The sequence below is a fragment of the Kitasatospora sp. NPDC001132 genome (assembly GCF_053598415.1).
On record NZ_JBSFKF010000031.1, the window covers coordinates 63021 to 77479 of the forward strand.

Annotated in this window: 10 protein-coding genes; 4 read left to right on the top strand and 6 right to left on the bottom strand. The window is 73.9% G+C overall.

What is annotated here, in order from left to right; genetic code table 11:
• Nucleotides 1–16: 16 nt before the first annotated feature.
• From ACWDBE_RS30845 to ACWDBE_RS30865, 5 genes are all read right to left on the bottom strand, one after another.
• On the bottom strand, nucleotides 17–1930 hold the full coding sequence (locus ACWDBE_RS30845) for a TOMM precursor leader peptide-binding protein (RefSeq protein ID WP_449809631.1): 1914 nt from the start codon (nucleotides 1928–1930) through the stop codon (nucleotides 17–19).
• Nucleotides 1927–3588, bottom strand: a complete 1662-nt coding sequence (locus ACWDBE_RS30850; protein WP_449809632.1) for a hypothetical protein — start codon at nucleotides 3586–3588, stop codon at nucleotides 1927–1929. The genes ACWDBE_RS30845 and ACWDBE_RS30850 overlap by 4 nt, the downstream gene beginning before the upstream one ends.
• Complete coding sequence (locus tag ACWDBE_RS30855; RefSeq protein WP_449809633.1) at nucleotides 3585–4763, bottom strand: lantibiotic dehydratase C-terminal domain-containing protein; 1179 nt, start codon at nucleotides 4761–4763, stop codon at nucleotides 3585–3587. The genes ACWDBE_RS30850 and ACWDBE_RS30855 overlap by 4 nt, the downstream gene beginning before the upstream one ends.
• Nucleotides 4756–7392 (bottom strand): lantibiotic dehydratase, encoded by a 2637-nt coding sequence (locus ACWDBE_RS30860; protein ID WP_449809634.1) that lies wholly within the window; start codon nucleotides 7390–7392, stop codon nucleotides 4756–4758. Before ACWDBE_RS30860 ends, ACWDBE_RS30855 begins: the two co-directional genes overlap by 8 nt.
• A 105-nt stretch (nucleotides 7393–7497) precedes the next feature.
• Nucleotides 7498–7704: a thiazolylpeptide-type bacteriocin gene (locus tag ACWDBE_RS30865; RefSeq protein ID WP_449791220.1), complete on the bottom strand. Its 207-nt coding sequence runs from the start codon at nucleotides 7702–7704 to the stop codon at nucleotides 7498–7500.
• Between the two features lie 766 nt (nucleotides 7705–8470).
• Here ACWDBE_RS30865 and ACWDBE_RS30870 point away from each other — a divergent pair.
• Entirely contained in the window at nucleotides 8471–10288 is a 1818-nt protein-coding gene (locus tag ACWDBE_RS30870) for a glycoside hydrolase family 15 protein (protein WP_449809650.1), read from the top strand.
• Between the two features lie 46 nt (nucleotides 10289–10334).
• On the opposite strand, the gene ACWDBE_RS30875 is transcribed toward ACWDBE_RS30870, so the two are convergent.
• Nucleotides 10335–11141, bottom strand: a complete 807-nt coding sequence (locus ACWDBE_RS30875; protein ID WP_449791279.1) for an SDR family oxidoreductase — start codon at nucleotides 11139–11141, stop codon at nucleotides 10335–10337.
• Nucleotides 11142–11599: 458 nt separating this feature from the next.
• On the opposite strand from ACWDBE_RS30875, the gene ACWDBE_RS30880 reads away from it, so the two are divergent.
• The 3 genes from ACWDBE_RS30880 to ACWDBE_RS30890 are packed head-to-tail and all read left to right on the top strand — an operon-like array spanning nucleotide 11600 to nucleotide 14452.
• Nucleotides 11600–11827 (top strand): ferredoxin, encoded by a 228-nt coding sequence (locus ACWDBE_RS30880; protein ID WP_449791219.1) that lies wholly within the window; start codon nucleotides 11600–11602, stop codon nucleotides 11825–11827.
• Nucleotides 11824–13215 carry an NAD(P)/FAD-dependent oxidoreductase gene (locus ACWDBE_RS30885; RefSeq protein WP_449809635.1) on the top strand — a complete coding sequence of 464 codons (1392 nt, stop codon included), beginning with the start codon at nucleotides 11824–11826 and terminating at the stop codon, nucleotides 13213–13215. Before ACWDBE_RS30880 ends, ACWDBE_RS30885 begins: the two co-directional genes overlap by 4 nt.
• Nucleotides 13216–13228: 13 nt before the next feature.
• Nucleotides 13229–14452, top strand: coding sequence for a cytochrome P450 (locus ACWDBE_RS30890; RefSeq protein ID WP_449809636.1), 1224 nt, complete (start codon nucleotides 13229–13231; stop codon nucleotides 14450–14452).
• The last annotated feature ends 7 nt before the right edge of the window (nucleotides 14453–14459 follow it).

Consider the following 14459-nt stretch of genomic DNA (forward strand, 5'->3'; position numbering starts at 1 on the left):
GGGCGGGCCGAGGGGCTTACGGGAACGGGTGCGGGTGCAGCGGCAGTTCGTCGTGGCGCAGCGGGCGCGGGGTGCGGCCGAGGCGGTACGGGACGTCCAGCAGGCGCGGCAGGCCGTGGGTGCGCCGGTTGGCCTCGCCGAAGGTCATCGGGAGCGTTCCGGGAACGATCACCTTGACGCAGTACAGTCCGAGCCGGTCGCGTACCCCCGGTTCGTCCTGGCGGACCACCACCACTTCCAGGCCCTCCCCGGCGAGTCGGTCGACCGTCCGCCCCAGCAGCCCCGTGAGGTCGCTCACCGGCTCGGGGGCGGCGGGCCAGCGCTCCTGCCAGGGCACGGGGGGCGGGCCCGCGAACAGGAAGTCCAGGCGCGGCTGAGCCTCGGGCAGGGTGTTGAGGCCGACGTGGTCGTCCAGCACGGCCACCAGCTCCGGCCGCTCCAGCATCGCCCGCAGGCGCCGCGGGTCGCGTGCGCCGCCGGGGGCGGTGGAGCGGCGGGGGGCGTCCTGGACGTTGGTGACCACCTCGGCGACGGCGGAGCGGATCGCCGTCCTCGGGTCGTGGTGGGCGCCGGCGGCGAGCAGGACGCGCGGGGCGTCGGGATGCGTGCCCCGGTAGCGGCAGACGGCGATCACGGCGGGGATGCCGAGGTCGTCGGTGGCGTCGAGCAGGGTGAGCCGGTAGCCGAGCAGGTGGGCGCGGTCGGCGAGGTCGGCCGTCTCCCGGTCCTCGGTGGGGACGGCGACGGCGGGCAGTGGGGTGCGCGCGTACCAGGCCATCAGGAAGGCGTCGCGTTCGGCGACTTCGAACAGGCCGTAGAGCGCGGCTTCCTGAGGGCTGTTGCCCAGCCCGCAGCCGTTGGAGGTCTCGTGCGCCACGCGGGGGCGGTCGCGGCCCGGCGGGTCCCAGTAGGCGAGGTGCTCGGGGACGGCGATCGGGCGGTCGTGGGTGAGGGACCATCCGTGCACCCAGTCGAGCACCAGGTCCGGGGTGTACGGGACGGTGGTGCGCGCGGGGTGGTCGCCGGGGTCGGGCAGGCCGAGCCGGACGGGGTCGAGGACGGCTCCGGGCCCGTGCTCGGCCACCAGGCCGGCGTAGGAGGACCGCAGGGTGCCGCGGCGGCCGAGCGGCCGCATCCCCGCGAGGCGCTCCACGCTCTCGAACAGGGCCACGCGCTCGCTGGAGCGGAAGTCCACCGCCCGCCCGTAACCGCCGTCGTCCTCCAGGCGGCCGTCGGTGACCAGGGCGGTGGTGAGGGCGAAGGCCGAGTCCTCGGTGCGGTAGAGGATGCGGACCGGGCCGAAGCGTTCGTCGTGGAGTTCGGCCCGCAGCCGCTCGGCGGTCGTACGGCCGTTGGCGCCGCGCAGTACCGCGGGGTCGGGGAGGGGGAGGGGCTCGGAGGGCAGGCGGGCGGCGTCGGGCGTGTCCTCGGGCAGCGGGTGGCAGACGGGGCAGCCGCCGACCGGGCGGACCCGGTGGGTGGACCAGGTGGCGCGGTCGCCGTGGACCAGGTGGACGGTGGCGTGGCTCGCGGCCTCGGGGGACCCGTCGCCGCCCGGCCCGTCGCCGCCCGGCCCGGCGGCGGCCTCGGCCAGGTCGGCCGCGAGGGCGACCACCGCCTCGGAGAAGGCCGGGGTGCCGGTGCCCGCGAGGGCCAGGACCGGGCTCTGCCAGGGCACCCTGCCGCCGGCGGTGGCGAGGCGCTGGTACTCGGTGCAGCTGAGGCAGGCGGGCGAACCACGGTGGAGGACGGGCCCGATGACGGTCAGCGCGCCGTCCTCGCGCACGGGCACCAGGCGGACGGGGTGCGCCAGCGCGTGGCGGCTGAGGCGTTCGGCCAGGCCGAGGGTCCAGCTGGTGAGGTGGACGACGGCGGTGCCGCTCGTGAGCGCCAGGGCCTGGTCGGGGTCGAGAACGGGGAGGTCGGTCATCGGTCGTGTCCCGCGGGTACGAGGACGGTGAAGCCGCAGCCCTCCAGGGCGTCGGCCAGGGGGCGGGCGGCGCTGGTGCCGGGCCTCCAGGGGGTGGTGCGCAGGCCGGTCAGGCGGTCCAGTGCGGCCCGCAAGTCCGGTTCCCGGTCGGCGAGTCCGGCGAGCCAGCGGATCGTCCAGCCCTCCTCCACCCAGGCGGGGAGCTGCTGCCCGGCGGCGGCCAGCGGGGCGACGGCGCCGCTGGGAGTGGTGAGGTGGGCGGCGGACAGGCCGAGGTCACGGACCGTCAGCCGGGTGAGGGCGCCCAGGGCGGCGACGGACACCGCGTCGGCGGGCCCGGCCTCGACGGCCCGGGCTCCTTCCACGGTGGCCAGGAAGGCGTGACCGGCGAGTCGGCGGACCGTGACGCCGGCGTCACGGCCGAGGCGCCGCGCCAGCGCCGCCACCCAGTGCGCGGCCTGGGGATGCTCCCGCCACACCGCCTCGGGCAGCGCCTCACCGCCGCCGGGGACGGCGAGGGCGGCGCGCCGCAGGGCCCGGCCGAGGGCGTGCCCCGGGTCGGCGCCGACCGTCGCCGCGACTCCCGGATCGGCGGCCGCGAGGTGGAGTTCCGCGGACCGCAGGGCACCCGCCAGCCGCGCGAGGTCGGCGCGGGCGGCCCCGGCCACCAGGGCCCCGGACGGTGTGCGGCAGGCGGCCAGGGCGACGGGCGACTGCGGAAGTTCGCCGGGGGAGGGTGCGTCGAGCACGCCGAGCAGCGGGTCGCCGAGCGCGGCGGCGCGGCGCAGCGCCGTTTCGAGGTCCGCGGGCGGCTCGGCCGCGGGCCCGGGCGCCGCCGCCCAGGGATGGTGCTCGGCGCGGGGCGGACGGGCCCGGGCGACGAGGACGGAGGGCCGACCGGCGAGCAGCCGGGGGTCGTCGTCCGGGTCACCCGGGTTCGGCAGCCCGGCGACGGCGCAGAGCAGGCGCTGGGCCGTCGCGGCGGCGAGCAGCAGCGGGAGCGTCCTCGGCGCGGAACCGCCGCCGCTCGGGCCGGGACCGCCGCCGCTCGGGCCGGGGCCGGAGCGCAGGCGGTCCGCGATCGCGGCGAGGTCCGCGCGGGTGCGGTCCGGATCGGCGGGCGCGGTGACGAAACCGCCGTCCGCTTCGCACTGCATGCCGACCGCCACGGGTGGATCACCCGCGACGACCAGCACCTGTCCGGCGGGCAGCGCGGCCCCGGTGACGACCGGTGCCGCCCCGCCCCGGGCCAGGGCGCGCGCCACCGCGCGGGCCGGTTCGCCGTCCGGGTCCGCCGAGGCCACGACCGGGCGCGCGGCGGCGAGCGCCCTCGCCGCGTCCCCCGGGCGTTCGGCCACCGAGCCCGGCCAGGGCGGCGGTTCCGCGCCGTCGGGGTGGTCGACCAGCAGGCCGTGCTCACGCAGGTGGGCGGTGACGGTCGCCAGCGCCGCCTCCGTCCTCGGATGCCCGGCCTCCGCCGCGTCCTGCGCACCGGCGCCGAGCCGCGCCGACAGGACGTCCCACAGCGCCGGCAGCGAGCGGCTGCCCTCCAGGGTGAGGCTGGTGCCGCGCCCGCGCAGGTGCAGCCCCTCCAGCAGCGGGGTCACCGCCACGCCCGGACGCAACCGGGTGCGCCCGGTGACCGGTTCGGCCGTCACGCCGCCCCCTCGACCCGGGCGATCACCTGGCCGAGGTAGTCCCGCCACCGGTGCCCGGTGAGCTCGGGCACGCTGCGCACGACGAGGTGGGCGGCCAGATAGCGCTCCACCGGGCGGACGCCGCAGACCGCGAAGAGCCGGTACAGGGCGTTGGTACTGGTCCGGTAGACCAGGTAGTCGGCGCGGTCGAACAGCGTCCCGGTGGGATCGCTGCGCGTCACCAGCCGGTGGAACTCGCTGTAACGGGTGCGCAGTTCGAAGTCCCAGCGTTCGGCGGTGGCCCGGTCGCCGAGGGCGGCCGCGCGGGCCCGGTACTCCTCGCCGCGGCCGGACAGGTCCGCACCGGCCGCCAGCAGCCGCTCCGCCCGGTTCCAGGCCGTGGCCGACCAGTGCGCCCAGTCCTGCTCCCAGCCGCGCGCACCCCCGGCCGCGATGCGGCCGACCAGTTCCGTGACCGCGGGACCGCCGCGCTCCCAGCGCTGCTCGAAGGCGGAGCGCAGCCGGCCGTCCGGGTCCTCGTGGGCGAGGAAGTCCTCCAGATGGGAGAGGAAGGAGTAGTGCCCGCCGACCAGCCCGTCCGTGTGCGTGCTCGCGTGCGCCGCCAGTGCCGTGACCACCAGCTGCACCCGGGCCTGAGCCGTGTCGCCGTGCTCCCCGAGGAACTCACAGGCCGACGTGATCGCGGGCAGCCCGAGCCGCATCAACTCGTCGCGCAGGGCGGCTGGTTCGGCTCCGAGCAGCGCGTGCAAGGCGGCGGTCGCGGCCGGGTCGGCGGGCGTGACCCGGACGGTGTTGTCCGGCACCAGCGGGCCGTACGGCGGCGCGATCAGCTCGGCCCGCCCGGCGACGACGGCCTCGGCGAGCAGCTGCTCCTCCGTGCGGTCGGCGACGGACGGGTGCGCGGCCGACCACGCCCGCAGCTCCTCGGCGGACTCCCGCGCCACGACGGCCACCCGCTCGGCCGGTCCCTCCAGCCGCAACCGCAGGTGCGGACCGAACCGCCAGTGCCGCTCGACGTGGGCGTTCAGCCCGCCCGCCGCCGCACGCCGCGCCAGCGGCAGGACGGCCTCACGAAGGGCGCGCGCCTTGTCGGGCTGGTAGTGGTACAGGGTCACATCCACAGCGGTCGCGGCCGCGGGGCGGTCGGTCGGATCGTTCGTCATCGGCTCACTCATGGGGCGACTCCTCGGCTCCGCGCCGGTGGAGCGGGCGGGGGACGGGCAGGGGTGCGGGCGGGGCGGTGGCCGGGCGGCGGGCCGGACGGTAGGTCTCCGTGACGAGTTCGACCGTCCGGGTCGGTTCCGCCCGTCCGCCGATGGCGGGCAGGGCCTCCTCCAGCAGGACGCCGTCCGGGTGGCGGCCGAGCCACCGGCCCAGGTGCCGGAGGTGGAGCGGGTTGCCGAGGTCGACGGGCTGGGGCTTGGGCGCGCGGAGCTGGATGAGGATGGCCTCGGAGGCCGTGGTCTCCGGGCCCGGGGCCGGCGCGGGGTGGAGGAAGAGCTGCTCGGGCAGGCCGAGGCGGGCGCGCCAGCGGGCGACGGTCGCGACGGGGACGCCGAGCGGGCCGGGATCGGCGCCGAGTTCGGCCCGCAGGGCGCCGAGGACCTCGGACGGGAGGTGCCAGCGGCGGCGGGCGAGGACGACGTGCCGGTGGCGCAGCCGCGGCGTGTGGGTGACGGTGCCGCCGGGGGCGGGCAGGGGCGTGCGGCGCAGCAGCGGGTGGAAGCCCACGATGCCGTTCGAGTGGTCGCAGAGGAGGGGCGCGAGCCGCCGCGGAAGCATGATCGGGGAGAGGAAGCCCAGGTAGAGGACGTCGAGGTACTCGCCGGTGGAGCGCAGGCGGACCCTGAGCTGGTCGGTGTCGACGTCGTGGACCAGGTCGAGGTCGGCCTCGGCGAGGCTGGACCAGCGACGGTCGGGCCCGATCTCGTCGGCGACCAGCAGCGGGTGCAGGTTGGCGTTGAAGCCGCCCAGCGGGCGGATCTGGGCGGCCCGCGCGCCCTCGTCGAGCCCGGCGCGGATCTGCCGGGCGACCTCGGCCGCGGCCTGCGGGGCGGTGGCGTCGAGGAAGCGGCTGGTGAAGCGCCCCCAGCCGTAGTAGACGTGGTTGACGCACAACAGGCCCTCGGCCGGTTCCCGTTGGACGAACCAGGAGTAGCTGAGCGGCCGGGCGGCCGTCCAGTCGGGCAGCCGCTCGGCCAGTGCGCACACCCGGTCAGCCGGTAGCACGATCTCGCCGTCCACCTCGGGCAGGTCGATGAACTCCTTCCGCAGGGAAGCGAGTTCCTCGGGAACCCGGACATCCGCCCAGACGTCGCCGGCGTCGTCGCCGAACTCCCACGGCGTGGAGCAGACGCCGCCGACGCCGTACCGGGCCACGAAGCGGTCCCGGGCGTCCCTGCGGGTCAGGTGGCCGTGGTCGAACAGCTCGGCCACGGCCGTGAGTTCGGCGAGCGCGGCGCGGTCGGCGGCGCCCAGCCGCGGCTGCGGCGGTGCGGGCGCGTGGACGTCCTCGCTGAGGACGTTGAGCGACGCGGGCTCCTCGGGGAGGGGCCGGCCCGCGTCGGCGAGCACCTGGCGCCAGTCGGCCGCCAGGGCGCGGAGCGCGGCCGGCCGGCGCTCGGCGGGCTCGGCCGGGTACGCGGCCGTGTCGTCGGCGAGTTTGCGCACCCTGCGGGCCAACTCGGTGTCCTGCGGCCACTGGTGGAGCCAGTCGGCGAGCCGTCGCAGCGGCTCCGGGCCCTGCGGGCCCACCGGCTCGGTCGGCACCAGGAGCCCGGCGTCGAGGAGTCGGTCGACGAAGCGCCGTACCGCCGGGTCCTCGCCGGGGCGCCCGAGGGCCTCGGCGAGCCGTGCGGCGAGTCGGCCCGGCGGGTCGGGGGTCTCGGTGAGGGAGGCCATCACCGCCAGTTCCGGCCGGGCGCCGAGTTCGACCTCGTCCTCGCGGGCGACGAGGTAGCGGCCCCCGACGAACACCGCCCGGGTGCGCCGGTAGTGGGCCCGCCCGGCGTCGACGCGGGCGGCGCTGGTCATCCGGTGCGGCAGGCTCCGGGCGCGCCGGGGTTCGTCGAGCAGGGCGTCGACCAGCGCCGCGACGAGGGCCCGGTTCTCCCGGACGACCGCGCGCGGGGCGCTCTGCGTCCCGTTCCCGCGCAGCTCGTCCGAGGCCCAGCCGACCGCCGTGAACCAGGACAGCGGGCTCGTCTTGCCGGTCGCCCGCAGCGCGTGGCGCAGGACGGCGGCCTCCTCCTTGTGCGCCCTGCCGCCCCGTTCCGGGTTCGCCTCCGAGGCGTTGACCACCGCGCGCAGCAGGTCGGCGCTGCCCAGGGCGACGGCGCGCCGGAACGCGGGCTCGCGACACACCTCGGCCAGCGCGGCCCGTTCGGCCGCCAGTGCCGGCGGCACCGCCGCCGTGAGCTCGGTCAGCAGCAGGGCGTGTCGCCGCCTCAGCTCCAGCCAGTGCGCGAGCCGGGGGACCCGCACGGGCAGGTCCGCGAGCCGGTCGAGCAGCGCGGGGCGCGGCGCACGGCCGCTGTGCAGGGCCCGGCGCAGTGGGAGCACGACCCGCCGGTGGAACTCCTCGCCGTGTTCGGCCCGGCTGGCGTACAGATCGTCGCCGAGGGCGGGCCGCAGAGCGGCGTCGGCGGCCTCCACGGCGGTGAGCCGGGCCAGCAGGTCCCGTACGAGGCCGGACGGGGCGGACTGCGCGGCCCGGGTCAGCACCGTGGCGCGCACCAGCGCGTAGGCCGCGGTGACCGGTGGCGCGGGTGCCGATGCGGCCGGGGCCGGGGCGCGGTTGGGCACGGCGGAGGACCTCCGATGGGCGGGCGGACGGGGGAGGAACCCGGCGCGTCCGCACCGGAACGCGCCGGGTCCCGTGGGTGGTTCAGCGGTTCAGTCGCACGATCCTCAGAAGGCCGACGCCGACGGGTGGAGGACGCTGGTCGCCGGCGGGTGGACGATGCTGGTGTTGGAGGAGGAGTTGCAGGAGCTGGAGGCGGGGCTGCTGGAGGCGCCACCCTCCGGCAGCGCGATGCTGTCACGCAGCGCGGTGACGGTCAGCTCGCCCAGGTCGAGGTCGTCGAGCGCGAGGGCGTCCTGCAGCTGTTCGGACATGGAGGTCTCCCAGTTCTCGAAATGATGATGATGACGCGTCGTCAATTCGGCACGTTTTGGAGCGAGTTGGACTGAGCGTACGAGGGCGGACCCCGACAGGGCGGGCGTACGGGCCAAGGCCGCGACCGGCAGGCCCGAGCGGATGCCGCGGACGTGCGAGGTCCCCCCTGGGCACGCGGCTCGGATCGCTGCGACCCCCGCCTCTTCCCGCCTTCGCGCCGCCCCGTGGGCCGAGTCTAGGTCGCGGCGGGCGCCGCCGAGCCGGACGGCCGGGACATTGGCCGGTAATCCGTTCCCGGCCCCGCCCGCGGCCGCACCCCCGGCGGGACGTTGCGGCGCCCGGTTCGCCCGCATGCGTACGGTCGTCCGCTCCGACCGGATCCGGCCCGCACACCGTCGGTGTGAGGCCCGGTCGGGGAGGCCCGCCGTCGCAGTCCTGTCGAACGGGCCAGCTCGGCGAGCCGCGCCGGGCCGTCGGCTCCTCCGTCACGCGGTGCCCCCGCCGGTCCCCGGGGCGGAGCCGGAGCGCGCGCGCCCCGAGAGCCGGGCCACCGGAACGGCACCGCTCGAATCCGGCCAGCCCCTCGTGACACCGGCCTCACGCTCCACTGGAACTCCGGCCCGGGTAGTGGTCCAACTCCAGTCGGCAGCTGCCCTCGGCGATCAGCCGTCCGTGCCGGGCCACCTCCACGTTCCCCGCATTCCGTGGCGGCCCCGTCGAACAGGGCGGACAGTGGGATCAGGGGCACAGGGAAGCGAGATGATCATGGACCGTTACCCGCCCATTGCCGACCACGGCCTCGTTGGCGACCTGCAGACCGCTGCTCTGATCTCGTCTCGGGGAGTCGTCGACTGGTTCGCGGCTCCCCGGTTCGACTCGCCCAGTGTCTTCGCCGCCCTCCTCGATCACGACCGCGGTGGGTACTTCCTCTTCGCGCCGGACGACCGGAACGCCACCTGCAAGCAGCTCTACTACCCCGACACCGCAGTCCTGGTCACGCGGTTCATGTCGCCGGACGGCGTCGGCGAGGTCTTCGACTGCATGCCACCGGATCGCACCGGCACCCCGACGGACAGGCACGTGCTGATCCGCGGTGTGCGGGCGGTGCGCGGAACGGTGCACTTCGAACTGGAGTGCCGCCCGCGCTTCGACTACGGCCGGGCCACCCACGATCTCGACGTGCAGGACGGTACCGCCACCTTCCGGGCACCGGACGTCACCGCCTGTCTGCAGAGCACCTTCCCCCTGCAGCAGGACGGTACGGACATGCGGGGTTCGGTAACCCTGGAGCCGGGTGAGGTGGCCGCGGTGGTGTTCACCGTCGGAGGGTCCGATGGCGACAGCCCGCCGCCAGTCACCCCGGAAAGCGCGATGGAGCGGTTCTGGGACGTGGTGGACTTCTGGCAGCGCTGGGTGCGCCACTCCAGCTACCGCGGCCGGTGGCCGGGTATGGTGCACCGCTCGGCCATCACGCTCAAGCTGCTCACCTATGCGCCCACCGGCGCGCCTGTCGCCGCGGCCACCATGGGTCTGCCCGAGCAGATCGGGGGTGAACGCAACTGGGACTACCGCTACACCTGGGTCCGCGACGGCTCCCTGTCCGTGCGTGCCCTGCTCGATCTGGGCTTCGCCGAGGAGGCGGCGCAGTTCGCGCACTGGCTGAGCGACCGCCTGCAGGCCCGGCAGGGCATCGAGGGCGAGCCGCTGCAGATCATGTACCGCGTCGACGGCGATCCCGAGCTGTCGGAAGAGGTTCTCCCGCACTTCGAGGGCTACCGGGGTTCGTATCCGGTGCGTGCGGGGAACGCGGCCGCCGATCAGCTGCAGCTGGACATCTACGGGGAGGCACTCTACGGCTTGTCGGAGGCGAATGAGGTTGCCATGGGAGGTAGTTATCACGGCTGGAAGAACGTCGCCCGGATGCTGGACTGGCTGGCTGATTCCTGGGATCGCCCCGACGAGGGCGTCTGGGAGACCCGTGGCGGGCGCAAGGACTTCACCTTCAGCCGGGTGATGATGTGGGTTGCTTTCGACCGGGGGCTGCGCCTGGCGCGAGAGACCAGCCGGCCCGCCGACGCTCCTCGTTGGACCGCGGCTCGCGACGCGATCCTCGAACAGGTGATGGAGCGAGGCTGGAACGAGGAGGAACAGGCCCTTGTGCAGCACTACGGAAGCGACGTCCTCGACGCTTCGCTGCTGCTCATTCCGCGTGTCGGGTTCCTGGCTCCCAAAACGGTGAGCTGGCTGTCAACGCTGGACGCGATGGAGCGCACGCTGGTTTCGGACAGCCTCGTGTATCGCTACGACCCTGCGGCCTCCCCGGACGGTCTGCGAGGCTCCGAAGGCACTTTCAGCCTCTGCACGTTCCTCTACGTGGACGCTCTTGCCCGCGCCGGGCGGATCCGTCCCGCGCGCTACGCCTTCGAGAAGATGCAGACCTACGCCAACCACGTCGGCCTGTTCGGCGAGGAGATCGGTCCCAGTGGCGAGCAGTTGGGCAACTTCCCGCAGGCTTTCACGCATCTGTCGCTGATCATGGCCGCCACTACCCTGGACGATGCCCTCGATCAGCAGCGCGACTGAGGGCCGGCCAGGGTCCCCGCCTGCCGGCCGGGGAGTCGCCCAGCGGTCAGCCTCCGGTGGCGAAGCCGGGGAAGAGGGTCATACCGCCGTCCACATAGAGGGTGGTGCCCACCACGTAGTCCATGAGGTCCGAGGCAAGGCCGACGACCGCGCGGGCGATGTCCTCCGGATCGCCGACACGCCCGTAAGGAATCAGCTGCAACAGGTCCTTCTCCGCGTCGGGAGTCTCCCAGGCATCGCGGTTGATGGGTGTCCTGATGGCTCCCGGAGCAATCGCGTTGACCCTGACCCCGTGGGGCGCGAGCTCCTGGGCGAGTGTCGCCATCATCATCTGCACGCCGCCCTTGGAGGCCGCGTAGTTGACGTGGCCGGCCCAGGGGATGAGCTGGTGCACCGAGCTCATGCAGATGATCTTCCCGGCGGCTCGCGACACCTCCGGGACGATCCCCCGCCGGAGGAACTCCTTGGCCGCCTCCCGAGCGCACAGGAACTGGCCTGTGAGGTTGACGTCCAACACCTTCTGCCACTGGGCCGTCGTCATCTCGGTGAACGGAGCGTCGCGCTGCAGCCCGGCGTTGGCCACGAGGATGTCGATGGTCCCGAACTCCTTGACCATCCACTCGATCATCGCGACGACCTGATCCTCCTGCGACACATCGGCCTCGTACGCCGCCGCGCGCACTCCCGACCCGGAGATCTCCTCGACCACCTGCTCGGCCTCCTCACGCCCGGCGACGTAGTTCACCACCACGTCGGCTCCGGCACGGCCCAGGCCGATGGCCGTCGCCTTGCCGATGCCCGAGTTCGCTCCGGTGACGAGCGCCTTCTGGTTTCGCAACAGATGTGCGGGCATAACGCCCTGCGAGGCTCCCTGGGCTACGCTCACGCTGGTTCTCCTCCAAGACCGGCCGACCCTGGAACCTCGGGTGAGTCCTGTCGGCTCCTGTCGCCACCGAACCATCCGGAAGCCAGGCCCACACGCCGGCCGTGCGCGCACTGCGCCGCTCGGGCGAACACCGCCAGGCCTCGACATGGGCTCCACGCCAGCCCGTAGGAACTGCCGGGTGCGGGCGATATGCGCACGGGATAGGCTACTCAGTAGGTCATGATCTCTGAGCGGTACTACCCGCCCGTCGCCTCGTAGGCGACAACCGGATTCTTCCTGCGGCGACCCGACGGGCGCGGCGCGCACCCCTGCAGTCCGCGGAGGTGGGCAACGGCCGACGCCTTTTCTCCTCAGCCTTGCCGCGCCTTGCGCCGAGATGGCGCAGGCTTCCGGGCCCGCAGCTTGCAGCCCCTGTGGAGGTCGGGATGCGAGTTGTCGTTGATCTTTCCCGATGCGAAGGGTACGCCCAGTGCGCCTTCCTCGCCCCGGACGCGTTCCGGATGCACGGCGAGGAAGCCCTGATGTACGACCCGAACCCCGACGACGCCCGACGTGACCAGGTGCTGCGCGCCGCGGCGGCCTGCCCCGTCCAGGCGATCCTGGTCGACCGGTTGGAGGGACGGGACGCACGGGCGAAGGCATCGCCGTCATGACCAGCGCCGAGAACCTGCAAGCCTTCAAGCGCGAGGGCCGCATCGTGGTCGTCGGGGCGTCCCTGGCGGGACTGCGGGCAGCGGAGGCGCTGCGCGGCGAGGGTTTCACCGGATCGCTGACCATGATCGGCGACGAGACGGGCGAGCCCTACGACCGGCCTCCCCTCTCCAAGCAGGTACTGACCGGGTGGGTGCCGGCCGAGAACACCAAGCTGCCGCGCCGCCGCGAGATCGATGCGCAGTGGCTGTTGGGCGTGCCCGCCAGTGGGCTGGACCTGGCGACCAACCACGTGCGCCTCGCCGACGGCCGTGAGGTGCCCTTCGACCGGGTGCTGATCTCCACCGGGGTCCGGGCCCGGCCGTGGTTCGTCGAGAGCGAGGCGGCTCTGGACGGCGTGTTCGTCGTGCGAACGCGCGAGCACGCGGCGGCCCTCCGGCGAGCACTCGCCGCCGGACCCTCCCGGGTACTGGTCATCGGCGCGGGATTCACCGGCTCCGAGATCGCCTCCGTCTGCCGGGAAAGGGAGATCCCGGTGACCGTCGCCGAACTCGCGCCGGCGCCGCTGGTCGGGGCGCTCGGCGCCATGATCGGTGAGGTCGCCGCGGACCTGCAGCGCGCTCACGGCGTGGACCTGCGCTGCGGTGTCAAGGTCACCGGGCTGGAGGGCGACGCGCAGGGACGGCTGCGCCGGGCCCACTTCGACGACGGCAGCACGATCGACACCGACGTGGCGGTCGTGGCACTCGGGGGCATCCGCAACACCGAGTGGTTGCAGGGCTCGGGGCTGGCGGCAGGGGTCTGGGGCATTGCCTGCGACACGGGCTGCCGCGCCCTCGACCTCAACGGCCTGGTCACCGACGACGTCTTCGCCGCCGGAGACGTGGCACGCTGCCCGAACCCGGTCTACGAGTACCGGCTCATCTCGCTGGAGCACTGGGCCAACGCCGTGGAGCAGGCCGAGGTCGCGGCGCACAACATGGTCAGCGGCCAGGCGGACCGCTGGCCCCACCTGTCGATCCCGCGGTTCTGGTCGATCCAGTTCGGGGTCAACATCAAGTCCGTCGGCGTGCCGACCTTCGCCGACGAGGTGGTCGTCACCCAGGGATCGGTGCCCGACCGCCGCTTCGTCGCCGCATACGGCTACCGGGGCCGTGTCACCGCGGCAGTGAGCTTCGACAACGCGAAGTGGTTGGACCACTACCAAACACTCATCGAGACGGCCGCGCCCTTCCCGCCTCCCTGCCCCGCCCCCGACCAGCCCGCCGACGAGAAACCGGTGCCCGTCGACTTTCCCGGCCCCACTCTGCTCGCCCAGGGCGCCACCGTGGTCGTCACCGGCCACGACCCGAGCGAGCGCCGCGTCACGGCCGCGTACCAGCACCGCTAGGAGGGAGAGCGAGATGACCACGACCGAGACGCCCAGCACGCTGCAACGGATCCTCGACCACTCCTCCCGAGCCGACCCGTACCCGCTGTACGCCGAACTGCGCAAAACGCCCGTGGCACGGCAGGAGGACGGCAGCTACGTCATCAGCACTTACCGCGAGATCGCCGACATCCTGCACGACCCGCACCTGAGCTCGGACACCCGCAACCTCTCGCACCCGACGCCCGGAGCCGAAGAGCAGACCACCCCGGCGTTCATCAGCCTCGACCCACCCGCGCACGACCGCCTGCGGCGCATGGCGATGCGCCATTTCGGCCCCCCGCACACCCCACGACTGGTGACCGGCATGGAGGGCGACCTGGCCGGCATCGTCGGCAGCCTGATCGACGACTTCGCGGGCAAAGAGCAGATCGACCTCGTCGACGACTTCGCCTACCCGTTCCCCGTGACCGTCATCTGTCGTCTGCTCGGCGTGCCATACGAGGACGAGCCGCGGTTCCACCTCTGGGTGGACGACGTCATCAACGCGATCGACTACAACCCCAAGACCGACCCGAAGGAAAAACTGGAAAAGGGCATACAGGCCCGCAAAGACCTGCGCCAGTACATCGGCGGGCTGGTGGACCAGCGCCACGGGCGACCCGGCGAAGACCTGCTCGCCCGGCTGGCGAACGATGACGGCCCCGACGGGCGGATGACCCACGAGGAGATCGTCGCCACCGCCAACCTGCTGCTCATCGCCGGCCACGAGACCACCGTCAACCTCATCACCAACGGCATGCTGACGCTGCTGCGCCACCCGCAGGTGCTGCAGCGGCTGCGCGACGAACCCGACCTCGTCATACCGCTGGTCGAGGAGTTGCTGCGGTACGAGCCGCCCGTGCACATCATCCCCTGGCGGGCGGCGTACAGCGACATCTCGGTCGCCGACACCGTCATCCCCAAGGGCTCGCAGATCATGCTGATGCTGGCCTCGGGCAGCCGCGATCCGAACCGCTTCCACGAGCCCGACCGCTTCGACCCTGACCGGCGTGACAACCAGCACCTGGGATTCGGCAGCGGTATCCACCTGTGCTTCGGCGGCCCACTGGCCCGGCGGGAGACCCAGATCGCGCTGACCGAGCTGGCACGCCGGCTCGACCGCCCCAGGCTCGTCGCCGACCCGCCACCGTACCGGCGCAGTCCCGTTCTCCGCGGGCCGATCCATCTGCACATCGAGCAGGGCGACGGTCACTAGCGCGGCA